Below are 25,563 nucleotides of genomic sequence, written 5' to 3' on the forward strand. Positions count from 1 at the left end.
CATGTCATTAATCAGTATCCACGGCGCTTATCTCTCCTTCAGCGATGCGCCGCTGTTAGACAACACCGAACTGCACATCGAAGAGAACGAACGCGTCTGTCTGGTGGGCCGTAACGGTGCAGGTAAATCCACGCTGATGAAAATCATCAATGGCGAACAGCCACTGGATGATGGCCGCATTATTTATGAAACCGATCTGGTCGTGGCGCGTCTGCAACAGGATCCGCCGCGCAATATTACCGGTTCGGTGTATGACTTCGTGGCCGAGGGCGTTGAAGAGCAGGCTGAGCATCTGAAAGCCTATCACGCCATTTCCCATGTGGTGATGGAAGATCCCAGCGATAAAAACCTCAATGAGATGGCGCGTCTGCAGAGCATTCTCGACCACCAGAATCTGTGGCAGCTGGAGAGCCGCATCCATGACGTGCTGGAGCAGATTGGTCTGCAGCCCGATACCGAGCTGTCGTCGCTCTCGGGCGGCTGGCTGCGTAAAGCGGCGCTGGGCCGTGCGCTGGTGAGTAACCCGCGCGTCCTGATGCTGGATGAGCCAACCAACCACCTCGATATCGAAACCATCGACTGGCTGGAAACGTTCCTGAAGAACTTCACCGGCAGCATCATCTTTATTTCCCATGACCGTTCGTTTATCCGCAACATGGCGACGCGCATTGTCGATCTGGACCGTGGCAAGCTGGTCTCCTGGCCAGGCAACTACGATCTCTATCTGGAAGGCAAAGAGGAAGCGTTGCGCGTTGAAGAGATGCAGAACGCCGAATTCGACCGCAAACTGGCGCAGGAAGAGGTGTGGATCCGTCAGGGCATCAAAGCTCGCCGTACCCGCAACGAAGGCCGTGTGCGTGCGCTGAAAGCGCTGCGTCGTGAACATTCAGAACGCCGCGAAGTGATGGGCAAAGCCAACATGCAGGTGGGCGAAGCGTCCCGTTCCGGCAAGATTGTCTTTGAGCTGGAAAATGTCGACTACGCGGTCGATGGCAAAGTGCTGGTGAAGGACTTCTCAACCCAGGTGCAGCGTGGCGACAAAATTGCGCTGATCGGACCAAATGGCTGCGGGAAAACTACCTTACTACGCCTGATGCTGCAGCAGCTGAAAGCTGACCATGGTCGTGTGCATTCCGGCACCAAGCTGGAAGTAGCCTACTTTGACCAGCATCGCGCTGAACTGGATCCGGATCGCACCGTGATGGACAACCTGGCCGAAGGCAAGCAGGAAGTACTGGTCAACGGCAAACCGCGCCACGTACTGGGCTATCTGCAGGACTTCCTGTTCCATCCAAAACGTGCCATGACGCCGGTGCGCGCCCTTTCGGGCGGTGAACGTAACCGTCTGCTGCTGGCACGCCTGTTCCTGCGTCCCAGCAACCTGATGATTCTGGATGAACCGACTAACGACCTTGACGTCGAAACGCTGGAACTGCTGGAAGAGCTGATTGATGGCTATCAGGGTACCGTCTTACTGGTGAGCCACGATCGTCAGTTCGTCGATAATACCGTTACCGAGTGCTGGATTTTTGAAGGCAACGGTGAGATTGGTACCTTTGTTGGCGGTTATCACGATGCTCAGCAACAGCGCGCCGCCTACCGGCAGCACAAGGCGGCAGCACCGGCGAAAGCGACGGGCAACGTCTCTAAGCCTGCAGCCGAGAAGGGTGATGCGAAGCGTAGCGTGAATAAACTCAGCTACAATCTGGCGCGTGAGCTGGAACAGCTGCCGCAAAAACTGGAGCAGCTGGAAGCGCGTATCGGAGAGCTGCAGGCGAAGATGAGTCATCCCGATTTCTTCAGCCAGGCACACGATCAGACGCAACCGGTGCTGGATAATCTGGCTCAGACTGAGCAGGAGCTGGAAACCGCTTTTGCGCGCTGGGAAGAGCTAGAGTCACTGAAAAACGGCGCGTAGGGCAGGGCTAACGGATGTGTTCAGCAGTGAAAAGTAACGCGTGGATGCTCTGTCCACAATGCGATTTAATGATTAAGCTGCCGGACATTCCCGTTGGCAGCCGTGCGTCATGCCCGCGCTGCCACACCTCCCTGACGGCCAACTGGCACGAACCGCGTAAACGGCCAACGGGCTATGCGCTGGCAGCGCTGTTTATGCTGCTGCTGGCGAATCTGTTTCCTTTTGTCTCAATGAAGGTGGCAGGGCTGACCAGCCAGATCACGCTGGCGCAGATACCTCAGGTGATGGTGACGGAAGATTACAGCAGTCTGGCGACGCTGTTCCTTCTCTTTGTGCAGGCGGTTCCGGCCTTCTGCATGATCACCATTATCCTTCTGGTCAATCGGGTCCCGTTGCCGACTGGACTCAAAACTGGTCTGGCACGTATTCTGTTTCAGCTGCGTAACTGGGGCATGGCAGAAATCTTTATGGCGGGCGTGCTGGTCAGTTTCGTCAAGCTGATGGCCTATGGCGAGATCGGCCTGGAGACCAGCTTCTGGCCATGGGTTCTGTTCTGTCTGCTGCAGTTGCGGGCCTTTCAGTGCGTTGATCGACGTGGCTTGTGGGACAGTCTGTCACCCCGGCCTGCGCTGCCCCATCCGCCCGAAGTGGGCATCAGTGGTTTAGAGCAGGGTCTGCGCTCCTGTCCCTGCTGTACGGCCATTCTGCCGGAAGCAGAGCATAAGTGTCCCCGCTGCGGCGTCACGGCTGAGGCACGGCGTAAGCACAGCCTGCAGTGGACGCTGGCGCTGTTGTTCACCTCAATACTGCTTTATATCCCGGCCAACCTGTTGCCGATCATGGTGACGGAAACCCTCGGCACTACCTATCCCTCCAATATCATGGCGGGGGTGATTGTGCTGTGGGGTGATGGCTCCTATCCGGTGGCGCTGGTGATCTTTATCGCCAGTATCATGGTGCCTACGCTGAAAATGCTGGCGATTGGCTGGCTTTGCTGGGATGCCAGCGGACGCGGACAGCGTGACAGCCACAGGATGCACAAAATTTATGAAGTGGTCGAATTTGTTGGCCGCTGGTCAATGATCGACGTGTTTGTTATTGCCGTGCTCTCTGCGCTGGTGCGCATGGGGCAATTAATGAATGTTTATCCCGCGTGGGGGGCAGTATTGTTTGCAATGGTGGTGATTATCACCATGATTGCTGCCATGACCTTTGACCCGCGATTAACCTGGGATCGTGTACGCGAAAACAATATGAAGGAGTCGCGCCTTGACGGAAACTAATCACGGCCATGCAAAGGTGGAACAGATTAAGCGCTGGTCGCCGGTCTGGATTGTCCCCATCGTTACGCTGTTAATCGGCGGATGGATCCTCTTTTATCACTTCAGCCATCAGGGGCCGGAAGTCACCCTCATCACCGAAAACGCCGAAGGCATTGTTGCGGGTAAAACCACGATTAAAAGCCGCAGTGTGGATGTCGGTGTGGTGGAAAGCGCGGTGTTAAGCGACGATCTCCACCATGTGGAAATCAAAGCGCGCCTGAATTCAGGCATGGAAAAACTGCTGCACAGCGACAGCGTTTTCTGGGTGGTGAAACCGCAGGTGGGTCGCGAAGGGATCAGCGGTCTCGGCACTCTGTTATCCGGTGCCTATATCGAATTACAGCCGGGCACTAAAAGCCAGGCACCCGAGCAGTTTAAGCTGCTGGATGCGCCGCCGTTAGCGCCACCGGATGCCAAAGGGATTCGCATCGTGCTGGACAGCAAGAAAGCGGGTCAGCTCAATCCGGGGGATCCGGTGCTGTTCCGTGGCTATCGCGTCGGTACGGTCGAGACCAGCGCTTTTGATACCGAAAAACGCATGATGACCTATCAGCTGTTCGTCGCTGCGCCTTACGATCGCCTGATTACAACCAACGTTCGCTTCTGGAAGGACAGCGGCATCGCCGTGGATATGTCCGCTTCAGGAATGCGGGTGGAAATGGGATCGCTGACCACACTGTTCAGCGGCGGCGTCAGTTTTGACGTGCCGGATGGCTGGGAGCTGGGTCAGCCTGCGCAGAATAAGTCTGATTATCATCTGTTTGACGATCAGCGCAGCATTCAGGACTCGCTCTACACCAACCATATTGATTACCTGATGTTCTTCACCGACTCCATCCGTGGTCTGCAGGCGGGTGCGCCGGTTGAATTCCGCGGCATTCGCCTGGGTACCGTCTCAGAAGCGCCATTGATGAAAGCCGGTCTGGACCAGGCGCTGAACAATGATTACCGCGTGCCGGTGCTGATTCGCATTGAGCCGGATCGCTTTATCAGCCGACTGGGTGAGAACTTCGATCTGCAACAGCATCTGCAGGATGGTAAAAAACGTGGCCTGCGTGCGACGCTGAAAACCGGCAGTCTGTTGTCGGGTGCGCTCTATGTCGATCTCGACTTCTATGACAATGCACCGCCTTACAAAGGTCCGCAGAAAGTCTCTGGCTATGAAGTTATCCCAACGGTCAGCGGTGGCCTGAGCCAGATTCAGCAGAAGCTGATGGCGGCGCTGGATAAGATCAACAGTCTGCCACTGAACGGTATGGTCAATGAAGCGACAGGCACGCTGAAAGAGAGCCAGAAAACGATGCGTGATCTGCAGCGCACCATCGACAACATCAACAAAGTCACCGCCAGTCCGGCTATGAAAACCCTGCCGGAAGACCTGCAGCAGACATTGCGCGAGCTGAACCGCAGCATGAAAGGCCTGCAGCCAGGCTCACCAGCCTACAGCAAGCTGGTGGGGGATATGCAGCGCCTGGATAAGGTTCTGCGTGAACTCCAGCCGGTGTTAAGAACGCTTAACACCAAGAGCAATGCGCTGGTATTTGAGGCAAAACCGGGACAGGATCCCCAGCCGAAGAGGGCGAAACAGTGAATAAAGGATTGATACTTTGTGCCGCGCTGGTGTTGAGTGCGTGCAGTAGCAGCGTTGACAATACCTGGTATCAGCTGCCCTCCGGGGCGGCTTCCATGCAGGTCAGCAGCAGCCAGCTGAATGAAGCGCAACCGATGTTATGGGTGCAGCAGGTGACGGTGCCGGACTATCTGGCAGGCAACGGACTGGTTTATCAGACCAGCGATGTCAAATACGTTATCGCCGCGAATAATCTCTGGGCCAGCCCGCTCGATCAGCAGTTGCAGCAGACATTGATCACTAACCTGAGCAAGGCGCTGCCAGGCCGACTGGTAGCCGGTTCACCTTTAGACGCGCAGCACGATACGCTGAATGTGACCGTGACAGGCTTTCAGGGGCGCTATGATGGCAAAGCAATCGTCAGTGGCGAATGGACGCTGGAACATCAGGGCCGGCTGACTAAACAGGCGTTTAACCTGGTACTGCCGCAGACCGAAGATGGCTACGATGCGATGGTCAGAACGCTGGCGGCGGGCTGGCAACAGACAGCACAGAAGATTGCCAATAGTGTGGTTGCGTTAAATTAAGATTGATGTAAATAAATAAGCTAAGCCCCTGACCGATTGTCGTGCTTTTTCGACAGAGGTCAGGGGCTTTTTTATTAGCTTAATCAGAAAGATAGTGTTGTTGCATGCATCACAGAACGTCATTATTTTTACCGATTAAGGTCACATTTATGACACTGGCATGAAGATTGGGCATTGATCTTTGGGTGCGCAGGAGGTAGAACATAAGAGTGGTTGAACATTAATTCACCACTTTTCTTTCCACCAGATTCCACAGACCTTACATGAGGGACACGGAGTATGAAGAGACAGAAACGAGACCGCCTCGAACGCGCCCATTCACGTGGTTATCAGGCAGGTATTACTGGACGCTCAAAAGAGATGTGTCCGTATCAGTTGATTGACGCTAAGTCTCACTGGTTGGGAGGTTGGCGACAAGCCATGGAGGACAGGTCGGTAGCTGCATAACCGGATGTCACTGAAAAGGGAATATAACCTCCGCCATGCGCGGAGGTTTTTGTTTCGGGGGGAAACGCTTAGAAAGCGGCGGTATCTTTAAACAGGCCGACTTTAAGATCGCTGGCGGTATAGATCAGATTACCGTCAACCAGCACTTCACCATCTGCCACGCCCATAACCAGTTTGCGGTTAATAACGCGTTTGAAGTGAATGCGGTAAGTCACTTTCTTCGCATCTGGCAGGACCTGACCGGTGAATTTCACTTCACCCACGCCCAGCGCACGACCTTTACCTTCGCCGCCCAGCCAGCCCAGATAGAAACCAACCAGCTGCCACATGGCATCAAGGCCCAGACAACCCGGCATCACCGGATCGCCAATAAAGTGACAGCCGAAGAACCAGAGATCAGGATTGATATCCAGCTCCGCTTCAACAAAGCCTTTGTCATATTTGCCGCCGTCTTCGGTCATTTTGACCACGCGGTCCATCATCAGCATGTTGCCGGATGGAAGCGGCGGACCATTTTCGCCAAACAGTTCACCACGACCTGACAGAATCAGATCTTCTTTGGTATAGGATTCGCGTTTATCTACCATGTTTTCAATAAGCCTTGTTTTAGTGAATCACGAATATTAGCGAACAGTTGTACGCTGAGCAAATCGGATTAACGGTGGTTGAACCAGTTAAGCCAGCGCAGCGCCCAGGGACGTTGCGGACCGTCCGGCTGGTTGAACAGGCTAATGCGTTCCTGGATGGTATTCAGCAGGCAGTCGCCCAGGCCATCCTCGGTACTCCAGATTTTACCGGTCAGCAGCGGTAGCGCTTCATCGGCACGGTCAATTGCCCAGATATGGAAATGACCCTGTTCAACCGCACTGACAACCGCCTGGCTGAGGCTGAGATGACGGACATTGCTGGCGGGAATAATCACACCCTGCTGACCTGTCAGTTCTCGCTGATGGCAGATATCAAAGAAGCCTTCGATTTTCTCGTTCAGTCCGCCCACCGGTTGTACGTTGCCAAACTGATCAACCGAGCCGGTCACCGCAATTTGCTGATTGATGGGCTGATTAGCCAGCGCGCTGATTAAGGCACAGAGTTCAGCCAGTGAAGCACTGTCACCATCCACCTCGGAGTAAGATTGCTCAAAGACCATTGAGGCCGAGAATGGCAGTTGCTGATCGAGTTCCAGTTCGGCAATCAGGTAAGCCTGCATAATCATCATGCCTTTGGCATGAATATTACCGCCCAGCTCCGCTTTACGCTCGATATCCATGAATTCACCATCGCCGGGATGTACCACGCAGGTAATACGCGAGGGATCGCCCCAGGCACGGGGATGGCCAGGATATTCAACGACCGACAGGCCATTAATCTGACCAACCACTTCGCCTTCGGTTTCAATCAGAATCTGTCGCAGCAGGATCTCGTCACGCATCCGCTCATTGAGATAATTCTCGCGCCACAAACGCGCTTCCAGCGCATCACGCAGCGCTTCAGCGTTCAGTTCATCGCCCATCAGGGCCGATTCGCGCATCTGGCGTTGTAGCCAGCGGGGGCAGAGTGGCAGCGTCTCTTGATCGCCGCTGTAGCGGACGCCTTCTTTAATCAGTTCTGGCCAGAAGTCCGCTTCCGGCTGGGGCAGACCCGCCTGTTGCGCCAGTTCGATGTTCCAGCGACACCAGGCAAGCATGTCATCTTCATCCAGAATCTGAATATTCTCTTCAAATTCAGTATAGATGGCCATTTCGTGAGCTTCGGGATCCAGCTCCTGAAATTCTGCCAGCGCTTCCCGATCGCCACACAGGACCAGTTTCAGATTGAGCGGCAAGGGAGGAATCGAGACTGGCAGCGGCCGGCGCTCATCCTGAGATGTCCACTCAACATAGCCCTGCTCAATACACTTTTTCAGGCGCAACCAGAGAATCGGCTGCGTCATCAGGCTACGCAGGGAAAGCAGCAGCGTGCCGCCATTAGCACGATGGATCAGGCCCGGTTCCAGCTGGATGCGATCTTTATACTGGCGCACGCAGCCAAACAACTGCTCCATCTCAATCCATTCAGCAAAGTGAATACCACCCTGACTGGTGAACGGGCGTTGAGGATCGGAGGGGGGCTGGAGCGTGACGTTGTCGGCCATGATATGGTAATCACCGCCGAATAGAGTGGTACTGTCGGCCATGACCCGCTCTGCGGCCTGGGCAATGAATGTCAGATAATCGCGATTCTCCTGGCTACGAACCAGCAGTAACGGGAACCCCTGCGTCTGATGGTGTAAGTGCGCCAGTGCATTCAGCAACCGGGGCTGTACCGTTGCCAGAGCATCAGTTTCTTCATCAGCAATTCGGGAGAAAACGGATTGGTATTGCGCGCTATCTGGCTGTAAGGTCTGCCACGTAAGTTGAGTGCTGGTCAAAATAATCGCATTTGTCTGTTTTAAGAAAAGCGAGATTATACAGGATTCACCCTTGTTAAGCACTGCAGACTTCCTGTTGAAGATGTGATGGTGACAGCATGTTTTTCGTTGCTGCATCCGGGAAAAAAGCTGTTATTCTTAGTTCGTTACGTGATCACGATGAGATTCCGATGAAATACCAGCAACTCGAAAATCTTGAATGTGGATGGAAGTGGAAATACCTGGTGAAAAAACATCGGGAAGGTGAACTGATCACGCGTCACCTTGAGTTAAGCGCGGCGCAGGCAGCAGTGGATAAGCTGCTGGCAATGGAAAATAATCCGGTTACAGTGAATGAATGGATCGCAGAACATATTCACGCTGATCTGGATAACCGACTGAAGCAGACCATCCGTGCCCGACGAAAACGCCATTTCAACGCTGAACATCAGCATACGCGAAAAAAATCGATAGACCTGGAGTATCTGGTCTGGCAGCGACTGGCAGGTCTGGCACAGCGGCGCGGCTGCACGCTCTCTGAAACGATTGTTCAGCTGATAGAAGATGCAGAACGTAAAGAGAAATATGCCACTCAGATGTCGAGCCTGAAGCAGGATTTGCAGGCGATTCTGGGTAACTCCGGTTCAGAGAGCGAATAATCGGGCAGGGCAATCAGAGCCTTCATCTCTCAGTCCGGTTTTATTACCGGCATAAAAAAACCCCGCCTTAGCGGGGTTTTTTATTACGTGTAAACTTAAGCCTGTGGCTGAGTTACAACGTCTTTGATACCTTTAACGTCGATTTCTACACGACGGTCCGGCGCCAGGCAGTCGATCAGGGCATTACGGCCTTTCACGCTGTCACAGGTGTTGCCGGTAACTGGGTTAGATTCACCCATGCCACGTGCAGAGATCTTGTTAGAAGGAATACCTTTAGATACCAGGTAATCTACGACTGACTGAGCACGTTTCTCAGACAGTTTCTGGTTGTACTGCTCTGAACCGATGCGATCGGTGAAGCCCAGTACGACAACGGAACCATCTTTAGGATCCATTGAGCTCAGCTGGCTGTACAGCTGATCCAGAGCCTGCTGGCCTTCTGGCTTCAGGGTAGATTTGTTGAAGGTGAACAGAACGTCAGACTTCAGAGTGAAACGCTTAGTTTCAACAACTGGAGCTGGTGCTGGAGCCGGAGCTGGCGCCGGAGCAGCGTCGTCATCCTGACCGAAGCGGTATGAAACGCCTACGCTCAGCATGCCGTTGTCTGGACGAGTACCAACGGTCTGTGCATCACCGATGTTGTTAACCCACTGGTAATCCAGACGGGTAGCCCAGTTTTTGGTCAGCGCATATTCAACACCAACAGCAGCCAGCGGAGATACGCCGGTGTCGTGGTCGCTGATGCGGCCAGTAGTTGGGTTAGTCTGCGTTGAGTCTGCACGCCATACCATGCCGCCCAGACGAGTATACACGTCCAGATCGTCATAGATTGGGTAGCTCAGTTTAGCAGCCAGCTGAACGCCCTGTGCTTTGAATGCGCCGTTAGTCACGTTGCCTTTGTTAGGCATGCGACCCAGCCAGTCATAGCCCAGCTCGAAGCCCAGGTATGGATTTGCCTGGTAACCAACGAATGCACCTGCACCCAGCTGGCTTTCATGAGTTGGACCGTCATTGTTTTCGTAACCGTTACCGTAGTAACCAGTGTCGTGATACTGAGACCAGCCCAGTTTAGCACCGGTGTACCAGGTGTCATCTTTCGGAGCGGCCTGCGCTACGGTAGCGAAGCCAGCCAGTGCCACTGCAATTGCGATAGCTGTCTTTTTCATTTTGCGCCTCGTTATCATCCAAATAGGCAATGAGCAAAAAGGTTGCTCTTGGTTTAAATCCTTCGCCGGGTCAAAACGCTCGCTTATGACTCTACCGCAAAAAACGGAGGTTATTGAGCACCCTGGCGAGCTAAAGTCTACAACGAGATTGGAAACTTACAAGTATGATGTGAGGCGCTTATGTAAAAAAACAGCGATTTATACACAATTTCTAACAATTAGGCTGGTCTTATTGCCGCGGCAAAAAGCCCTAAAAACTTGCTAAACCATTGTCAACGCTCGAACTAACAGAATCAGTGGTTTAGCTGCGACAGATAAGAAAAATAGCTTGGGAAACTTCTGATTTTTACTTAATGAAACAAATCCGACTGAATTTTTATCGCAGTTTGCGGTCTGAGAGGCGCTTCTGATGTCCCGCTTGCACGCAAAATCAATCCCAGCGCTTCACCCTCTGCCGCCGCATTTTCAAGTTGACGTCGTTCATCTTCGTCAAGATCGTAAGGAATCCATGCCAGAACGACACTGTAATTTCCTGTACGCAATGCTTTGACCATCGCTTCAACCGCATTCAGACGTTCAGAATCGGCGATATGCATACTTTTATCCAGTGGTAATCCTGATTCCTGCAGCCAGGTGCGATTCAGTTTATATGCCGGTGTTAACCACAACTGCCAGCGTGATTGCTGACTCAGCTGCTGCAATAAAGGCAACAGCAACATCTGCATCATACCGGGCTGTTCGCTGTAGCGTAACTCAGTAATTCCACCGCCCTGAGAGGCCGGAACGGAAGAGGACGCATAATGATGAGCATAGCGTGAATTATTAGGATGTTGTGTTCGCATAAGTTAATCACCAGCAGTGGACTGTATGAATATACAGTACTGTCATCCTGGATAAAGATCAACCCAAATTTCTGAAAACGCCTCGCAAAATCGCGACAAGATTAGTTGAAACGCTATTTATTCATTGAACCCGTTGACGCTTTTTTTTATCTTCTAATTACCTGATACCCAAGGTAATTTACGATATATTTCTTACATGGAGGTGGTGCAATGAAAAAGGTGAATCCGGTTGTAGAGCGCTCCAGAGCGCGCCTGGCCCCATTAGGAACAATAGAGTCGCGCACCCAGTTCGGAGGCTATGCCCTAGCTGTAGAAAGTGTGGTTTTTGCCTTAATTAATAAAGACGAACTCTATCTGCGTGCCAGTGAACCTTTGCGGGAATACCTTACAGATCGTCCGCTGCAACCCCTGATTTTTCGCAAGCGGGGCAAGCTGGTGAGTCTCAATTACTTTCGGGTCGATGAGGCGTTGTGGCGCGACCCTGACCATCTGCTGGCGCTCTCTGCTGCCTCTTTAGAAACGGCGCAGCTGGAGTTGCAGGACCGACAATCCTCACCGCGGTTAAAAGATCTGCCAAATCTCAGCGTACGTATGGAGATGATGCTGTACGAGGCGGGCGTCATGAGCGTCAATCATCTCTACCAGATGGGGGCTAAACAGTGCTGGCTGAAGCTTAAAGCGATCAACCAGCACGTTGGGTTCCAGACATTACTTGCGCTGCAGGGGGCGATCACGGGCCACCATGCCGCTGCGCTGCCGCAGGCGACACGGGCGGAGCTGAATGCGTGGTTCCAGCGCACGCTTTTATCAAACCCAAATCTCAGAAACAGCGAAGGCTAATCAGTGATTAGCGTGCGGCGCAGGCGAGCCACATCGGGCATTAATGCCACCAGCAGACCGAGTTGCTGGAGCACCAGCGGCGCACGCGTATCCGCATCTGCGGCCAGCTGGCTGATTCGCTGAGCCAGTTGATGGCGCATCGTTTCTACGTGCTCATCGCTGACAACTTCCGTTTGCAGCACATCCTCCACATAGCAAACCGTATCATCCAGCAATGTCAGCAGTTCGGGTGCGGTAATTTTATCGCGGTGAGCGCCCAGCGCAGAAATGTAACTCAGAAACGAATGGTTGGAGCAAAGCAGTTGAAAAGCCGAATCGCGCAACTTCTGGCTGGTGCGACTTTCACTGCTCATGTTTGAGACCACTGACGCCAGTTCAGCATCCGCGTTATGCGCATCACGCCGTGCAATGCGATAGGCGAGACGGTTATCTTTGCCCTGATGATATTGCTCCATGATCGCGTCCAGATAGCGGCAATTCGCTTTCAGCGTTCGTTCTGCCACGGCAGGTAACTGACGAAAGCGCCAGTCAGGCCAGATAAACGCGACAGCCAGCCAGGCCAGGCCACAGCCCAGTAAGGTATCCACTACCCGCGGCAGGGCAACTTCAAACCCTTCACCCAGCAGGTTAAAGCAGAGCAGCACCAGCAGAGTGATAAACAGCGTGGCCTGTGCATACTGCACCTGCCTGAAAGCGAAGAACAGTACGCCGGTAATCACTATCAGGATTAACTGACCTTCAATCGAAGGCACCAGCCATAAAACGGGCAGACCAATCGCAATCCCCGCCAGCGTTCCGCCGATGCGCAAGGCCAGTCGTCGCTGCGTTGCATTGTAGTTGGGCTGGCAGACAAACAGGCTGGTCAGCAAAATCCAGTATCCCCGTTCCAGCCCGGTTACCTGAATAAAACCATATCCAATACAGAGCACCACAGACATGCGAACCGCATGCCGGAACAGCGCCGATGCGGGCGAGAGGTGGCGGCTGAAGCGCAGCCGGATATCACTCCAGCCACTCAATCCTTCGCGTGACAGCAGATTGTCACTGTGCTGAGGATCTTCACCGGCCAGCGTCTGTTCTGATTCGATCGAAGCAAGCTGTGCGTCGATGGCGCGCAGGTTGCGCAGCAGCCAGAAAAGAGCACGGGTATGCGTAGCGTCGGGATCATGCTGCTCCAGACGTTCTATCGCTTTCTGTAATCGTTCAAATGCACGCTCAAAACGGCTGTCATGCACCCACCTTTGACGCATCAGAATGCAATGTGCCAGCTGGCGACAGGCCTGAGCCTGCATATTCAGCAGGCGCTGAAAGCGAAACAGAATTTCGTTGTAGCGCCAGTCGCCGCGCAGCAGATGATATTGCAGATGGGAAGAGCTGGCCCGTTCATGGATATCCTGCGCCACAAAGTAGTAGTGCAGACTACGGCGGGTGCCGCGCGACCCGCGATCGCCGCGCAGACGACTCTGCAGTGTGGTCTTGGTCAGATTAAGTTGCGCCACTAACTGGCTGTTGACCATCGCCGCATCGATAAACGCGGCATCATCCTGATCGCCTGCGTCGGGATCGAAAAGGTTCGCTTTGGCATCAAGGTAACGCGCCAGTTGTGAAAAACTCCCGGCCAGTTGCTCCTGCACCGGCCGGACCGGAAACATCAGATGGCCCAGTAATGTCAGCAGGTTGTACCACAACGCGCCGACCAGCAGCAGCATCGGCTGCATATACCACTGGCTGAACAGTCCGATGCCGAGCATGGTGTAGACCGCAATCAGCAGAGCACCAAAGGCGATAGTCGCGTAGCGCTGGCCAAGGGCGCCCAGCAGAATAAAGCCCCAGGTCGAGATTGCCAGCCCGATAATAAAGGCGAATGGATAGGGAAACAGTAACTCGACTGAAACCGAGGCGATGCAGAAGCAGAGCAGGGTAATCAGCAGATTCTTCAGGCGACCGGCCAGGCGATCATCAAGATCGGCCAGCGCAGCAGCGACCACTCCCAGGGTCAGAGGGATCGTCCACTCAATCTGATGCAGCCACCAGGGAATGGCGGCGCAGCCACTCAGTGCAAACAGGATCCGCAGCAGATAGCGCCACGTACTGTTAAACAGATATTTGCGCCAGCCTGGCACGGCATCCGACATCATATTAGTAGCGGCGGACATTGGCTTCGCGCGCGGCACGCGCCTCTTCCACTGATACCACCCTGCGGCCAACCGGCCAGAGCGCGATAGCGGCGATCTTAAAGTTCGCAATCCCTACCGGAATACCGATGATACTGATGCACTGCACAATCCCCACGGAGATGTGCGAAAGGCAGAGCCACCAGCCGAAGAAAATCAGCCAGAAGATATTCAGAAAGGTGCCGCCGGTATTCAGAATATGACTCTTACTTTCCGGACGCAGCACATCAACATGCACCGCCTCGTTGCCAAATGGCAGCAGCGAGAGTTTGGTGATTTCCCAGCAGGAGCGGGTCAGCGGCAGGGTAAAAATCAGCACGATGCTGATTAACGTGGCAAACAGCCAGCTCAGGGTGGTGAAAAAACCGCCCAGAACAAAATTAAGAATATTTAAAACGGTGCGCATGATCTTCTTTTCCTTTTGCATTCCGCAAGATGTGACGCCAAGTTTAGCCTGTTTTAAGGCTGGAGCGCTAAGGGTCTGACAGGTAAACTCCCCCTAATCCTATTCTCTGACGTTGGTGTCGGCGTGGAACTGAAAGCAACCTCGATGGGCAAACGGCTTGCCCAGCATCCTTATAATCGTGTCCGTTTGATGGCGGCAGGCGTCGAAGTCAGCGGCGATAAGCATGAGTATCTGATCCCCTTTAACCAGTTACTGGATATCGCCTGCAAGCGCGGGCTGGTGTGGGGCGAGCTGGAGTTTTTGCTGGCCGATGAAAAAGTGGTCCGCCTGCATGGCACGGAATGGCAGGAAACGCAGCGCTTTCACCACTATCTGCTGCAGGCCTGGCAGAGCTGGAGTCTGGAGATGAGCGCAGTGTGCCGCGAGGTGCTGCAGGCGCTACGCGACGAAATCGAGGCGTTTGGCGCGCAGGATCGCTGGCTGAACCGCCACGAGTTGCAGGCGCTGAAAACCAACATCCTCAAACAGTTCGATGCATTGCCGATGCCGCTCTCCCGCTTAAAAGATTTTGCTGACTGCCGGGATAACTGGCAATTCTGTCAGCGCTGGCTGGAGCAGGGTGAAACGGCGTTGCGGCAGCGAAACCGCGACTGGACGGCCGCCATGCTCACCCGCTATCAGGATTTCTTTGCCAGCGTCGAGAGCACGCCACTCAATCAGTCGCAATGTGAGGCGGTGGTTAATGGCGAGAATTCTCTGCTGGTACTGGCAGGCGCGGGCAGCGGTAAAACCTCGGTGCTGGTGGCTCGTGCAGGCTGGTTAATGCAGCGCAAGCTGGCCAGCGCCGATCAAATCCTGTTACTGGCATTTGGCCGCCAGGCGGCTGAAGAGATGAACGTACGTATCCAGTCGCGGCTCTCCGCCGCTGACATCCAGGCGCGGACCTTCCATTCTCTGGCACTGCATATTATTCGTGAAGGCAGTAATAAGCAGCCGGTTATCAGCAAACTTGAGAGTGATGCCGATGCGCGTCGCACGCTGCTGATCCAGCAGTGGCGGCAGCAGTGTCATGAGAAGAAGGCGCAGGCAAACGGCTGGCGTCAGTGGCTGCGTGATGAACTGGAGTGGGAGTTACCCGAGGGGCCATTCTGGGAGGACGACAGGCTGGCAAACCGGCTGGCGTCACGGCTGGAGCGCTGGCTTGGTCTGATGCGCATGCATGGCGGTGCGCAGGCAGCGATGATCGCCGACGTACCCGAAGAGATCCGGGATCTCTTCAGTAAGCGCATCAAACTGATGGCACCGTTGCTGAAAGCGTGGAAGAGCGCATTAAAAGAGGAGGGCGCGGTCGATTTCTCAGGTCTGATTCACCAGGCGATTGCCATTCTGGAAAAAGGACGGTTTATCAGTCCGTGGAAACACATTCTGGTGGATGAATTCCAGGATATTTCGCCTCAGCGTGCCGCGTTACTGAGCGCATTGCGCCAGCAGAATAAGCGTACTGCACTGTTTGCTGTTGGCGATGACTGGCAGGCTATCTACCGCTTTAGTGGGGCGGAGATGACGCTGACGACGGCATTCCATCACTATTTTGGTGAAGGAGACCGCTGCGTACTGGACACAACCTACCGTTTCAACGACCGCATTGGCGACATTGCCAACCGGTTTATACAACAGAACCCGCAGCAGCTGGCAAAACCGCTGAACAGCGTCACCAAAGGCAATAAAAAGTCGATTTCGCTGCTGGCGCAGGATCAGCTGGAAGCCTTGCTGAACAAACTCAGCGGTTACGCGAAGCCTGATGAGCGAATTCTGCTGCTGGCGCGTTATCACTATCTGCGGCCGGATTTACTGGATAAAGCCAGAACCCGCTGGCCAAAGCTCAATCTGGAATTTATGACGATTCATGCCAGCAAAGGTCAGCAGGCGGATTACGTCATTTTGCTGGGATTACAGCAGGGTAAAGAGGGCTTCCCGGCAGAGGCGCGCGAATCGATTATTGAACAGGGCTTATTACCGCAGCCAGAAGCGTTCCCTGATGCAGAAGAGCGCCGTCTGGCCTATGTGGCACTGACGCGCGCGCGTCAGCAGGTTTTTCTGATGTTCGATAAGGCAGCGCCGTCACCGTTTTTCGATCACTTCCGCGAGCTGGGTGTGCCGGTGCTGCGTAAAGCCTGAGTTACTTCAGACGATCGGCCAGATAGCGCTGATAGTCGGGGATCATAATCTCTACACTTTGCGCAAACAGTGGCGACTGAATGATAAAGTCAGCCGTGGACCGGTTAGTGGCTACCGGGATATTCCATACGGTAGCCAGACGCAGCAGTGCTTTGACATCCGGATCGTGCGGCACTGCGTTGAGTGGATCCCAGAAAAAAATCAGTGCATCGATCTTCCCTTCCGAAATCAGCGCACCCACCTGCTGATCGCCGCCCATCGGGCCGCTCAGCATGGCTGTCACATTCAGACCCGTATCGCGATTGATCAGATTCCCGGTAGTGCCGGTGGCATAGAGGATGTGCGATTCCAGCGCGGGCTGGTTTTGTTTCACCCAGTCAAGCAGGGCGGCTTTGCAGTGGTCGTGGGCGACCAGCGCGATATGTTTTGTGGTGCCGAGGGTACGAACAGTCTGTTCCATAAAGGCGTCCTGGTAAGGCTCATGCGCAAGAAGAGAGAGCATGAGTGTACCTCTGGCCTTTCGACTCTATCAACTTGTACGTAGCATTTTGACCAGCGTCAGAAGCTGCTGACGCGTGGCTTCATCGAAGCGGTGAAACCAGCGGTGCAGCGAGGGCAGTTCGGCCTGAGTAGTCCAGTCCAGATCGGCGGTAAGCCGGACGGAAGAGGGCGTTGCAGAAGGGGTATTTGCAAACCGCGGCACAGAGGCAATCTGGCGGGTGCGATTATAATTCAGCATCGCTTTTTCCATATCTGCGGATGTGGTGACCGGCAGGTGGTCGCGCACGCTGGTAATCTCCGTGCCTTTTTCATCCACCAGCTGAAAGTTCAGGCTGCGGTCAAAATGATAACGCTCGCGTTTTGTCTCCAGCGCAGGCAACCGAATGGTAATGGTTTTGGCAACCGCGGTGAACGTGACGATCATCGGCACCGACTGATAAGCGATGACGTTCTCATTCTGACCTTTGCGCTGCTGCTCTACCCGAAACAGAAACTGATGCTGACCGCGGTCCAGCTCCAGGCTGTCTGCACCTTTGAGAAGGGAGCCTGAAATTTTTCGACCATCCAGCACCAGCAAATCGATTTGAGGATCGAGCTTTAATGTGATGGCAGAACAGGACGCCGAAACGAGGAGGGTAATTAACCCCGTTACAGCCAGCGACAGCTTCATTTCAACTCCGGTAACTGAAGACACAAAGGATGGTGTGTAGCAAATTCTTACATTATGGCAGTTAATTTACATTTAAACATATTTATTCGTGCGCGGGTTCAATTAATTTCGCTGAGGACTTACCCGCTAAAGGGCACGCCAATCTACACTCAACACTGGCCTGAAAGGAGATAAACATGAACGATCAGACAATTCGTGAGGTGCTGACGCGCACCCAACGTATCGCCTTAGTCGGAGCAAGCGATCGCCCCGAACGTCCCAGTTACGGTGTGATGAAATATCTGCTCGACCAGGGATATGAGGTGATCCCGGTCAGCCCGAAACTGGCAGGGAAAACGCTGCTGGGGCAGCAGGGGTATGCCAGCCTGGCGGATGTACCGGGCAAGATTGATATGGTTGATGTCTTTCGCAATTCTGAAGCCGCGTGGGGCGTGGCGCAGGAGGCTATCGCTGTGGGGGCAAAAACATTATGGCTGCAGCTGGGTGTGATTAATGAGCAGGCGGCGGTACTGGCACAGGATGCGGGCATGACGGTGATTATGGATCGCTGCCCGAAGATTGAAATTCCGCGTCTGGGAGTAACGCGTCAGAAATGATGAGTGTGGCGGCAGAGCGTGCCGCCACGGATTAATGTCGCAGATGAGGTGCCTGTAATTGCTGACGCACCGATGCTGCCAGCTCATCCATCGAAGGCTGCTCAGGGTGTTCAATGCTGGTTTCGCCGGAAAGCTGAATCTCAGCAACGTAGGTATGTACCTGATCGCCTTCCTCATCTTCCATCACCACATGATACCAGGGCGCGGTGCGCATTTTCTCTTCCGCGCCAACATCTTCAATTTTAGGCTCATCTAACGAGTATTCAGGATCGACATCGACGATAACGCCCAGTACGCCGGACAAACGATGACGAACCTGCTGACCAATACCAAATTTACTGGCAATCATTGTGACCTCCGAAAAAAAAGCTCTCTTACCAATATGGGGGCAGGAGCCGTTTTTTCAAGTCACATGACGCGGCAGGCGAAACCTTTCAGGTAGAGACCTTCCGGATAGCTGGCGATCACCGGATGATCTGCGGCCTGGCGGAACTGCTCAATAAACTGCACTTCACGGCCCGCATCCAGCGCGGCATCGGCGATGATCTTCTGGAACAGATCGGTGGCCATCAGACCGGAGCAGGAGAAGGTCATTAATACGCCGCCCGGATTCAGTAACTGAATGGCGAGCATATTAATGTCTTTATAGCCGCGACAGGCGCCCATCAACTGGCTTTTGTTTTCGACGAACTTTGGCGGATCCATAATGATCAGATCAAATTTCTCGCCACTGTCACGATAACGGCGCAGCAGTTTGAAAACATCATCACGCTCAAATTGCGCGCGGGAGAGATCCAGCTCATTGAGTTCAACGTTCTGACGGGCAACGTCCAGCGCCTCCTGGGAGGTATCCACGCTGATCACTTCTTTACAGCCACCCATCAGCGCCGAAACCGCGAATCCGCCGGTGTAAGAGAAGCAGTTAAGGACGCGGGCATCCTGTGCGTAACGACGCGTGGCGAGACGGCTATCACGCTGATCAAGGTAATAGCCGGTTTTGTGACCGCCCTGGATATCCACCAGCAGCTTCATGCCATGTTCGGTAATCGGCAGCAGCGGCGGTGGCAGTTCACCGGTAACGGTGCCCTGCGTCAGCGCCAGCCCCTCTTTCTTACGAACGGCGACGTCAGAACGGTCATAGATGGCGCAGCCAGGGAAACAGTGCTGCAGGGCGGTGATGATCGCTGCACGCTGATATTCTGCGCCTGCTGAGAGCAGCTGAATTACTAAAAAGTTGCCAAAGCGGTCAATGGTGACGCCCGGTAAACCATCAGATTCACCAGCGATCAGGCGATAGCTGTCCAGACCATCGCGGGCCGCCAGCCATTCGCGCCACTGCTGCGCCTGTTCAAACCGGCGGACAAAGAAGGCGATATCGATGGATTCATCGGCCTGCCAGCTCCAGACGCGGGCGCGGATCTGCGACTCGGGTGAATAAGCGGCGCGAGCCAGCCATTTACCGTTGCTGTCACAAACGTCAATGGTTTCACCCAGTTGCGCTTTACCTTCCAGACGCGCAACGGCACCTGAAAAGACCCATGGATGGCGACGGAGCAGGGACTTTTCACGTCCCTTTGCGAGAATCAATCTGACTGTCATAGTTTGCTATGCTTACCTGAAAAAATGAGGCGCCATTGTCCGGTGGATAACGGGAAATTGCAACGAACAGCAGCAGGAGAGAATAATGTCAGCAGCCTGTTTTAAAGCATGGGTTCATGGCCGCGTCCAGGGCGTCGGGTTTCGTTACAGTACTCAGGCAGAAGCCAGGACGCTGGGCGTACTGGGCTATGCGCGAAATCTGGATGACGGCAGTGTCGAGGTGCTGGCCTGGGGTGAGGCGGAGCAGGTCGATGCGCTGATCGCCTGGCTTAAAGCGGGCGGGCCACGCAGCGCGCGCGTTGAAAAGGTGCTGGTAGAGCCGCACCAGCCCGCAGAGCCACCCCGCGATTTTACGACCGGTTAATTACAGACATTTCGCCGGTTTAGGCAGGCCGGCGATTTTCGTCGCCTGTTTAGCCGGCCCTTCAGGGAACAGGCGGAACAGATAGCGGCTATTGCCTTTCTCTTCGCCATATTTCTGCGCCATCGCCTTCACCAGCATTCGCACGGCGGGTGAGGTGTTATATTCCAGATAAAAGGCGCGCACAAAATGGACCACTTCCCAGTGTGCTTCAGTCAGGGTCAGGCCTTCCTGCTCAGCGATGTGGACAGCCAGTGCTTCACTCCAGTCGCCGGGATGCTTCAGATAGCCTTCGGCATCGACGGCGATTTCGTTACCGTTAAAATTCACGTGACATCCTCTTAGTAAATGACGGCGCAGTTTATCAAACCTGGCGGGCAGTAAAAGCAAAAACCCCGCCGAAGCGGGGTTTTACAGGCTACTGTCACTGCGGATTAGTTACTGCGGGCAAACCCCAGCAGGCTCAGCAGGCTGACAAAGATGTTATAGAGCGAAACATAGAGGCTGACCGTCGCCCGGATGTAGTTGGTTTCGCCACCGTGAATGATGTTGCTGGTTTCCCACAAAATCGCACCGGCTGAAAACAGAATGAACAGGGCGCTGATGGCCAGATGCAATGCAGGCAGCTGCAGGAAGATGTTGGCTACCACAGCAACCAGCAACACAACGAAACCTGCCATCATCATGCCGCCGAGGAAGGACATATCACGACGGGTGGTCAGCACGTAGGCCGAACAGCAGAAGAACACCAGCGCCGTGCCGCCCAGCGCCAGCGCTATCACGTCACCCATGCCTGCGGTTAAGAATGAGCTCAGGATAGGCCCCAGGCAATAACCCAGGAAGCCGGTAAAGGCAAAAGCGGCCAGGATGCCCATCGGGCTGTTAGCCAGACGGTAGGTTAAAAACATTAAGCCATAGAAGCCAACCAGCATCAGGATTAAACCCGGCGCAGGCAGGGCTAGCAGGGTGCTGGCGGTAGCCGTAACGGCCGAGAAGGCCAGGGTCAGTCCGAGAAGAAAATAGGTATTGCGCAGAACTCTGTGCGTAGACAGCAGTGAGGACTGCGATGAGGTGACAATTCTTTCCATGTTGCGCTCCTTTAAGCAGAACACCAAATATGTGCCGAGAATACGCAGGCCATTAAAGAGGGAAAAGGCGTTTTACCCTTCTTTACGCGCTAAACTGCTAATTGTTTGAGCAGAGTGGCGATTTTGACACCGAAAAATCACAATCTGGCTGTTTTTCAGGCGAATAGACAGATAGGTGCTTTACATCCCTAAACGGGGTGTTTATAGTGCGCGTCATTGCGGAGGGGTGGCCGAGCGGCTTAAGGCAGCGGTCTTGAAAACCGCCGATGGGAAACCATCCGAGAGTTCGAATCTCTCCTCCTCCGCCACTTTATCTGCCCTGGGCAATAAAGCGGCAAAAATAGATGTTTTGCCAATGCAGTACAGTTTCAAAACGGAGGGGTGGCCGAGCGGCTTAAGGCAGCGGTCTTGAAAACCGCCGATGGGAAACCATCCGAGAGTTCGAATCTCTCCTCCTCCGCCACATTTTACAGGCCAGCACGCAGTGCTGGCCTGTTTCGTTTCTGCTCTCTCTGTAACTTCTTCCTGTCTGAAAAAAGCATGCCACTCTCTGTGACGCGTGGCTGCGCATTCATCTCTCCGGTACATCTCTGCTATAGTCCACTCACCGTTTTTGCAAACATCTGGCGCTTTTCTGAGGCGAGCTGAGTTACACTGTTGATTACATCGCTCTGAGGCGAGCTAATGGGTTGATAGCCAGAGTGTTTCTTTACTGAATGAATGGAATAGGCACAATGATCAAGAAACTGAGTCTTTGCGCATTGTCAGTGCTCGCTGCATTGCCGGTCGGAACGGTAGCATTTGCTGCTGAGGGTGATATGCAGCTGCAACAGGTGCTGATGTTAAGTCGTCACAATCTGCGTGCACCGCTGGCTGATAATGGCAGCGTGCTGGCGCAGTCGACCAAAAAGAGCTGGCCGCAGTGGGATGTTCCCGGCGGACAGCTGACCACGAAAGGTGGTGTGCTGGAAGTCTACATGGGTAACTACACCCGTCAGTGGCTGGCACAGCAGGGCCTGGTAAAGAACGGCAGCTGTCCTGACAGCAATAACGTCTTTGTTTACGCCAACAGCCTGCAGCGCACTGTGGCCACCGCCCAGTTCTTTGTTAATGGCGCCTTCCCGGGCTGTGACGTCGCGGTCTCTCATCAGGATGAAATGGGTTCCATGGATCCTATCTTCAATCCGGTTATCACAGATGGCAGTGAAGCATTCAATAAGAAAGCGCTGGCTGAGATGGCCGCTGCAAATGAAAAACTGTCGCTGAAGCCTGCCTTCCAGCGCCTGGAAAAGATTGTCGACTACAAAGCATCGCCTGCCTGCAACAATAAAAAGCAGTGCGATCTCAGCAGTGGTCAGAACACCTTCAGCGCTGAAAATGGTAAAGAACCGAATGTCAGTGGCCCGCTGAAAACGGGGAATTCCCTGATGGATGCGTTCACGCTGCAATATTACGAAGGTTTCCCGCTGGATCAGGTTGCTTGGGGCCAGATCAAAACGCCTGAGCAGTGGAAAGAGCTGTCAGCGATTAAAAATGGTTACCAGGATGCGCTGTTTACCAGCCCGGACATTTCCCGTGAAGTGGCGGCACCGCTGGTGGACTACATCCGCAGTCAGTTAGTGGACCAGGACAAAGCCAACGCGCCAAAAATTACGCTGATGGTAGGCCATGACTCAAACATCGCCTCGCTGCTGAGCGCGTTGCAGGTCAAGCCTTATGAACTGCCTGATACCTTCGAAAAAACGCCGATTGGCGGTCAGGTTGTTTTCGAACGCTGGCATGATGCCAAAAATGATAAAGACCTGCTCAAAGTTGAGTATGTCTATCAGAGCGCCGATCAGCTGCGCAACGCAGACGTGCTGAGCCTGAAGAACCCACCGAAGCGCGTTACGCTGCAACTGGCGAGTTGTGAGACCGATGCAAACGGCTATTGCAGCTGGGATCAGTTCTCTCAGGTGCTGAATGCTGCGCTGCAGGGCACGCCAATGCAGCCAGCGGCGGCACCACAACCGGCAGCCCAGTCTGACGACGACAGTGCGAAAGCCGCAGCGACCAATGACGCTGCTGCTGATAAGGCTGAAGCGGATAAAGCGACCGCGGCGAAAGAGAAGGCTGACGCCGATAAAGCTGCCGCTGAGAAGTCTGAAGCCGATAAAGCCGCCGCTGAGAAGTCTGAAGCCGATAAAGCCGCCGCTGAAAAAGCAAAAGCGGACAAGGCAGCAGCCGATAAAGCTGCAGCCGAGAAGGCAAAAGCGGACAAGGCAGCAGCCGATAAAGACGCCGCTGAGAAGGCAAAAGCGGACAAGGCAGCAGCCGATAAAGACGCCGCTGAGAAGGCAAAAGCGGACAAGGCAGCAGCGGATAAAGCCGCCGCTGAGAAAGCGAAAGCGGACAACGCGGCAGCGAAATCAGCCAGTGCCGATAAAGGTGCGGCTGACCAGGCTAACGCCTCGAACACGCCTGCAACAGCGCACAACGACGAATCAAAGTCAGCAGCTGTGGCAACACAGTAATCGTGCTATCCCGCTGATAATAAAAAACCCCGTCGAGACGGGGTTTTTTTATGGCTGCAAGGCGGTTAACCCGCCACGACCACCAGTTTCTGGTTAGCAAACTCTTTGATGCCCAGATCAGATAGCTCACGACCATAACCTGAACGTTTCACGCCACCAAAGGGCAGCTCCGCTGAGGTGTCGCTCTGGGAGTTGATAAACACCATGCCGGTTTCAATGGCGGAGGCCAGTTTACGACCGCGTGCAATATCGCGTGTCCAGACCGAGCCGCCCAGACCATAGTGAGAGTCGTTCGCCAGCGCCACAGCCGCCTGATCGTCACCTATGACATAAACCTGCGCGACCGGACCGAAGAACTCCTGATAATAGGCGGGATTATCCGGGGTAATGCCAGTGAGAATGGTTGGCTGATAGTAGCAACCTGCACCTTCAACGGCTTTGCCGCCCGTGACCAGTTTTGCGCCATTGGCGACGGCTTCGTCTACCTGTTTCACCAGGCGGTCACGCGCGTCAGCGGAGGAGAGCGGGCCAAGCGTAGTCTGCTCATCCAGCGGATCGCCCAGCGTAGCGGAACTCAGTGCAGCGCTGAACTGGTTGATAAAGCGATCGGCAATCTTCTCATGCAAAATAAAACGTTTTGCGGCGGTACAGACCTGTCCGCAGTTGCTGAGGCGAGCCTGCACGCCCTGACGTACCGCTTCGTCGAGATCGGCATCATCCAGCACCACAAACACGTCATTGCCACCCAGCTCCAGCGTCGATTTCTTAAGATGCTTACCGGCCTGCTCAGCCACGGCGCTGCCCGCGCGCTCGGATCCGGTCAGGGCGACACCCTGCACCCGGTCGTCAGCAATCAGATCGGCGACCTGATCGGTGGAGATGAACAGGTTAGTCCAGGCCCCTTCAGGCGCACCCGCTTCACGAACCAGCTTCTCAAAGACATCGGCACAGTGCGGCACGATATTGGCATGTTTTGCCAGCACCGGGTTACCCAGCGCCAGATTAGGTGCCAGCACGCGCATCAGCTGATAGTAAGGGAAGTTCCACGGCTCGACGGCGACTAAAACGCCAATCGGGTGATACTCAACCCAGGCTTCGCCCAGATCGCTGGGATAGGACTGCGGCTGCAGAATACGTTCCGCATTCTCTGCGTAGTAGCGGGCAATCTGCGAGCAGATTTTCACTTCTCCGCGGCTCTGACCAATCAGTTTACCCATCTCTTTACTGGCGATGGTGGCCAGTTCTTCCGCGCGGCTATCAATCAGGTCAGCCAGTTTTTTCAGTACCTGCAGACGCGGCTGAATATCACCTTTGCTCCATGAAGAATGGAAAAGGCGATCGGCCACTTCGAGGGCATGGCTGACGGCGGCTTCATCGTGTGACGGCCAGCTTTTCAGCAACTGGTTGTTTGCGGGATTAATGCTTTGATAGGAAGACATAGCGTACTCCTTGGTGAGCTAAAAATTGAGGGCGGGAAAGTCCCGCCCCTGAATCAGACGTTCTTACGTTCTACGGGCTTGTCATCCCAGGTCAGGAGATCTTTATCGGTTTTTTCAAAGGCGCGAATCAGCACGTCATCACTGCCTTGCTGACGCCAGATCTCTTCTGCCAGTTTTTCATCGTAGTTAGCCACTTCGAAAATGGCCTCGGCAATTTCAGGGGAGGTATGACGCAGACTTGCCCATTCGCCAACGTGATGTGCTTTCGATTGTTCAGTAGACATACTTTTCTCCTTTGATT

General features: G+C 54.2%; 25 protein-coding genes and 2 tRNA genes. 13 read left to right on the forward strand and 14 right to left on the reverse strand.

What is annotated here, in order from left to right:
- Position 1 precedes the first annotated feature (1 nt).
- The 5 genes from GVJ63_RS00745 to rmf all read left to right on the forward strand — a co-directional run bounded on the left by GVJ63_RS00745 (position 2) and on the right by rmf (position 5,844).
- Entirely contained in the window at positions 2–1,918 is a 1,917-nt protein-coding gene (locus tag GVJ63_RS00745; protein WP_033785546.1) for an ABC transporter ATP-binding protein, read from the forward strand.
- 14 nt (positions 1,919–1,932) lie between these two features.
- Positions 1,933–3,201, forward strand: a complete 1,269-nt coding sequence (pqiA, locus tag GVJ63_RS00750; protein ID WP_159226289.1) for a membrane integrity-associated transporter subunit PqiA — start codon at positions 1,933–1,935, stop codon at positions 3,199–3,201.
- Positions 3,188–4,831, forward strand: a complete 1,644-nt coding sequence (gene pqiB, locus GVJ63_RS00755) for an intermembrane transport protein PqiB (protein WP_010255015.1) — start codon at positions 3,188–3,190, stop codon at positions 4,829–4,831. The genes pqiA and pqiB overlap by 14 nt, the downstream gene beginning before the upstream one ends.
- The gene (gene pqiC, locus GVJ63_RS00760; RefSeq protein ID WP_159226290.1) at positions 4,828–5,397 is read left to right on the forward strand and encodes a membrane integrity-associated transporter subunit PqiC; all 570 of its coding nucleotides are present in this window, start codon (positions 4,828–4,830) and stop codon (positions 5,395–5,397) included. The genes pqiB and pqiC overlap by 4 nt, the downstream gene beginning before the upstream one ends.
- A gap of 279 nt (positions 5,398–5,676) precedes the next feature.
- Positions 5,677–5,844, forward strand: coding sequence for a ribosome modulation factor (gene rmf, locus GVJ63_RS00765; RefSeq protein ID WP_008925875.1), 168 nt, complete (start codon positions 5,677–5,679; stop codon positions 5,842–5,844).
- Between the two features lie 68 nt (positions 5,845–5,912).
- Here the strand turns inward: rmf and fabA are convergent, their stop codons facing one another.
- Both fabA and GVJ63_RS00775 read right to left on the reverse strand, forming a co-directional pair.
- Positions 5,913–6,431, reverse strand: coding sequence for a bifunctional 3-hydroxydecanoyl-ACP dehydratase/trans-2-decenoyl-ACP isomerase (gene fabA / locus GVJ63_RS00770; RefSeq protein WP_009091047.1), 519 nt, complete (start codon positions 6,429–6,431; stop codon positions 5,913–5,915).
- A gap of 68 nt (positions 6,432–6,499) precedes the next feature.
- A complete protein-coding gene (locus GVJ63_RS00775; RefSeq protein WP_022625927.1) occupies positions 6,500–8,368 on the reverse strand; it encodes a Lon protease family protein in 1,869 nt (622 codons plus the stop codon).
- 53 nt (positions 8,369–8,421) lie between these two features.
- Here GVJ63_RS00775 and matP point away from each other — a divergent pair, with 53 nt between their 5' ends.
- Positions 8,422–8,889, forward strand: a complete 468-nt coding sequence (gene matP, locus GVJ63_RS00780; RefSeq protein WP_138919647.1) for a macrodomain Ter protein MatP — start codon at positions 8,422–8,424, stop codon at positions 8,887–8,889.
- Between the two features lie 95 nt (positions 8,890–8,984).
- Here matP and ompA read toward each other — a convergent pair whose 3' ends face one another.
- Both ompA and sulA read right to left on the reverse strand, forming a co-directional pair.
- Complete coding sequence (ompA, locus tag GVJ63_RS00785) at positions 8,985–10,055, reverse strand: porin OmpA (protein ID WP_159226291.1); 1,071 nt, start codon at positions 10,053–10,055, stop codon at positions 8,985–8,987.
- Between the two features lie 350 nt (positions 10,056–10,405).
- Positions 10,406–10,897: an SOS-induced cell division inhibitor SulA gene (sulA, locus tag GVJ63_RS00790; protein ID WP_010255031.1), complete on the reverse strand. Its 492-nt coding sequence runs from the start codon at positions 10,895–10,897 to the stop codon at positions 10,406–10,408.
- Between the two features lie 210 nt (positions 10,898–11,107).
- Between sulA and GVJ63_RS00795 the strand changes: the two genes are divergently transcribed.
- Positions 11,108–11,737 carry a TfoX/Sxy family DNA transformation protein gene (locus GVJ63_RS00795; RefSeq protein WP_159226292.1) on the forward strand — a complete coding sequence of 210 codons (630 nt, stop codon included), beginning with the start codon at positions 11,108–11,110 and terminating at the stop codon, positions 11,735–11,737.
- On the opposite strand, the gene yccS is transcribed toward GVJ63_RS00795, so the two are convergent.
- On the reverse strand, positions 11,734–13,893 hold the full coding sequence (gene yccS, locus GVJ63_RS00800) for a YccS family putative transporter (RefSeq protein ID WP_022625924.1): 2,160 nt from the start codon (positions 13,891–13,893) through the stop codon (positions 11,734–11,736). The genes GVJ63_RS00795 and yccS overlap by 4 nt on opposite strands.
- Entirely contained in the window at positions 13,877–14,317 is a 441-nt protein-coding gene (locus GVJ63_RS00805; RefSeq protein WP_010255036.1) for a YccF domain-containing protein, read from the reverse strand. The genes yccS and GVJ63_RS00805 overlap by 17 nt, the downstream gene beginning before the upstream one ends.
- A gap of 123 nt (positions 14,318–14,440) precedes the next feature.
- Between GVJ63_RS00805 and helD the strand changes: the two genes are divergently transcribed.
- Positions 14,441–16,495, forward strand: coding sequence for a DNA helicase IV (helD, locus tag GVJ63_RS00810; RefSeq protein ID WP_159226293.1), 2,055 nt, complete (start codon positions 14,441–14,443; stop codon positions 16,493–16,495).
- A 1-nt stretch (position 16,496) separates the two neighbouring features.
- Here helD and mgsA read toward each other — a convergent pair whose 3' ends face one another.
- Positions 16,497–16,955 (reverse strand): methylglyoxal synthase, encoded by a 459-nt coding sequence (gene mgsA, locus GVJ63_RS00815; RefSeq protein ID WP_010246657.1) that lies wholly within the window; start codon positions 16,953–16,955, stop codon positions 16,497–16,499.
- 69 nt (positions 16,956–17,024) lie between these two features.
- On the reverse strand, positions 17,025–17,666 hold the full coding sequence (locus GVJ63_RS00820) for a DUF2057 family protein (RefSeq protein WP_010669788.1): 642 nt from the start codon (positions 17,664–17,666) through the stop codon (positions 17,025–17,027).
- A gap of 176 nt (positions 17,667–17,842) precedes the next feature.
- On the opposite strand from GVJ63_RS00820, the gene GVJ63_RS00825 reads away from it, so the two are divergent.
- The gene (locus GVJ63_RS00825; RefSeq protein ID WP_158131860.1) at positions 17,843–18,262 is read left to right on the forward strand and encodes a CoA-binding protein; all 420 of its coding nucleotides are present in this window, start codon (positions 17,843–17,845) and stop codon (positions 18,260–18,262) included.
- Positions 18,263–18,293: 31 nt separating this feature from the next.
- Here GVJ63_RS00825 and hspQ read toward each other — a convergent pair whose 3' ends face one another.
- Together hspQ and rlmI are read right to left on the reverse strand one after the other, a co-directional pair.
- On the reverse strand, positions 18,294–18,611 hold the full coding sequence (gene hspQ / locus GVJ63_RS00830) for a heat shock protein HspQ (protein WP_010246651.1): 318 nt from the start codon (positions 18,609–18,611) through the stop codon (positions 18,294–18,296).
- Between the two features lie 59 nt (positions 18,612–18,670).
- The gene (rlmI, locus tag GVJ63_RS00835) at positions 18,671–19,861 is read right to left on the reverse strand and encodes a 23S rRNA (cytosine(1962)-C(5))-methyltransferase RlmI (RefSeq protein WP_158131859.1); all 1,191 of its coding nucleotides are present in this window, start codon (positions 19,859–19,861) and stop codon (positions 18,671–18,673) included.
- 85 nt (positions 19,862–19,946) lie between these two features.
- Here rlmI and yccX point away from each other — a divergent pair, with 85 nt between their 5' ends.
- Entirely contained in the window at positions 19,947–20,225 is a 279-nt protein-coding gene (gene yccX, locus GVJ63_RS00840) for an acylphosphatase (RefSeq protein WP_010246647.1), read from the forward strand.
- Here yccX and GVJ63_RS00845 read toward each other — a convergent pair whose 3' ends face one another.
- Both GVJ63_RS00845 and yccA read right to left on the reverse strand, forming a co-directional pair.
- Entirely contained in the window at positions 20,226–20,552 is a 327-nt protein-coding gene (locus tag GVJ63_RS00845) for a TusE/DsrC/DsvC family sulfur relay protein (RefSeq protein WP_010669791.1), read from the reverse strand.
- Positions 20,553–20,656: 104 nt separating this feature from the next.
- Positions 20,657–21,310 carry an FtsH protease modulator YccA gene (gene yccA, locus GVJ63_RS00850; protein WP_003850014.1) on the reverse strand — a complete coding sequence of 218 codons (654 nt, stop codon included), beginning with the start codon at positions 21,308–21,310 and terminating at the stop codon, positions 20,657–20,659.
- A gap of 220 nt (positions 21,311–21,530) precedes the next feature.
- On the opposite strand from yccA, the gene GVJ63_RS00855 reads away from it, so the two are divergent.
- From GVJ63_RS00855 to agp, 3 genes are all read left to right on the forward strand, one after another.
- A tRNA-Ser gene (locus GVJ63_RS00855) sits at positions 21,531–21,618 on the forward strand.
- Positions 21,619–21,685: 67 nt separating this feature from the next.
- A tRNA-Ser gene (locus GVJ63_RS00860) sits at positions 21,686–21,773 on the forward strand.
- A 271-nt stretch (positions 21,774–22,044) separates the two neighbouring features.
- Positions 22,045–23,823 carry a bifunctional glucose-1-phosphatase/inositol phosphatase gene (gene agp, locus GVJ63_RS00865; RefSeq protein WP_159226294.1) on the forward strand — a complete coding sequence of 593 codons (1,779 nt, stop codon included), beginning with the start codon at positions 22,045–22,047 and terminating at the stop codon, positions 23,821–23,823.
- A 65-nt stretch (positions 23,824–23,888) separates the two neighbouring features.
- Here the strand turns inward: agp and GVJ63_RS00870 are convergent, their stop codons facing one another.
- The gene (locus GVJ63_RS00870; protein WP_159226295.1) at positions 23,889–25,262 is read right to left on the reverse strand and encodes an NAD-dependent succinate-semialdehyde dehydrogenase; all 1,374 of its coding nucleotides are present in this window, start codon (positions 25,260–25,262) and stop codon (positions 23,889–23,891) included.
- A 53-nt stretch (positions 25,263–25,315) separates the two neighbouring features.
- On the reverse strand, positions 25,316–25,546 hold the full coding sequence (locus GVJ63_RS00875; RefSeq protein WP_010669794.1) for a YccJ family protein: 231 nt from the start codon (positions 25,544–25,546) through the stop codon (positions 25,316–25,318).
- Positions 25,547–25,563 lie beyond the last annotated feature (17 nt).

It is taken from the genome of Pantoea sp. 18059 (genome assembly GCF_902706165.1).
Taxonomy (GTDB): Bacteria; Pseudomonadota; Gammaproteobacteria; order Enterobacterales; family Enterobacteriaceae; genus Pantoea; species Pantoea agglomerans.

Excerpts from the sequence above, each read along its gene's own strand:
- GVJ63_RS00745 (WP_033785546.1), top strand. The coding sequence starts at position 2 with ATGTCATTAATCAGTATCCACGGCGCTTATCTCTCCTTCAGCGATGCG.
- fabA (WP_009091047.1), bottom strand. The coding sequence starts at position 6,431 with ATGGTAGATAAACGCGAATCCTATACCAAAGAAGATCTGATTCTGTCA.
- GVJ63_RS00795 (WP_159226292.1), top strand. The coding sequence starts at position 11,108 with ATGAAAAAGGTGAATCCGGTTGTAGAGCGCTCCAGAGCGCGCCTGGCC.
- rmf (WP_008925875.1), top strand. The coding sequence starts at position 5,677 with ATGAAGAGACAGAAACGAGACCGCCTCGAACGCGCCCATTCACGTGGT.
- pqiA (WP_159226289.1), top strand. The coding sequence starts at position 1,933 with ATGTGTTCAGCAGTGAAAAGTAACGCGTGGATGCTCTGTCCACAATGC.
- yccX (WP_010246647.1), top strand. The coding sequence starts at position 19,947 with ATGTCAGCAGCCTGTTTTAAAGCATGGGTTCATGGCCGCGTCCAGGGC.
- GVJ63_RS00870 (WP_159226295.1), bottom strand. The coding sequence starts at position 25,262 with ATGTCTTCCTATCAAAGCATTAATCCCGCAAACAACCAGTTGCTGAAA.
- GVJ63_RS00820 (WP_010669788.1), bottom strand. The coding sequence starts at position 17,666 with ATGAAGCTGTCGCTGGCTGTAACGGGGTTAATTACCCTCCTCGTTTCG.
- rlmI (WP_158131859.1), bottom strand. The coding sequence starts at position 19,861 with ATGACAGTCAGATTGATTCTCGCAAAGGGACGTGAAAAGTCCCTGCTC.
- GVJ63_RS00775 (WP_022625927.1), bottom strand. The coding sequence starts at position 8,368 with ATGCAGCAACGAAAAACATGCTGTCACCATCACATCTTCAACAGGAAG.
- yccS (WP_022625924.1), bottom strand. The coding sequence starts at position 13,893 with ATGTCCGCCGCTACTAATATGATGTCGGATGCCGTGCCAGGCTGGCGC.
- hspQ (WP_010246651.1), bottom strand. The coding sequence starts at position 18,611 with ATGATTGCCAGTAAATTTGGTATTGGTCAGCAGGTTCGTCATCGTTTG.
- agp (WP_159226294.1), top strand. The coding sequence starts at position 22,045 with ATGATCAAGAAACTGAGTCTTTGCGCATTGTCAGTGCTCGCTGCATTG.
- mgsA (WP_010246657.1), bottom strand. The coding sequence starts at position 16,955 with ATGGAACAGACTGTTCGTACCCTCGGCACCACAAAACATATCGCGCTG.
- GVJ63_RS00805 (WP_010255036.1), bottom strand. The coding sequence starts at position 14,317 with ATGCGCACCGTTTTAAATATTCTTAATTTTGTTCTGGGCGGTTTTTTC.
- GVJ63_RS00825 (WP_158131860.1), top strand. The coding sequence starts at position 17,843 with ATGAACGATCAGACAATTCGTGAGGTGCTGACGCGCACCCAACGTATC.
- yccA (WP_003850014.1), bottom strand. The coding sequence starts at position 21,310 with ATGGAAAGAATTGTCACCTCATCGCAGTCCTCACTGCTGTCTACGCAC.
- matP (WP_138919647.1), top strand. The coding sequence starts at position 8,422 with ATGAAATACCAGCAACTCGAAAATCTTGAATGTGGATGGAAGTGGAAA.
- sulA (WP_010255031.1), bottom strand. The coding sequence starts at position 10,897 with ATGCGAACACAACATCCTAATAATTCACGCTATGCTCATCATTATGCG.
- ompA (WP_159226291.1), bottom strand. The coding sequence starts at position 10,055 with ATGAAAAAGACAGCTATCGCAATTGCAGTGGCACTGGCTGGCTTCGCT.
- GVJ63_RS00875 (WP_010669794.1), bottom strand. The coding sequence starts at position 25,546 with ATGTCTACTGAACAATCGAAAGCACATCACGTTGGCGAATGGGCAAGT.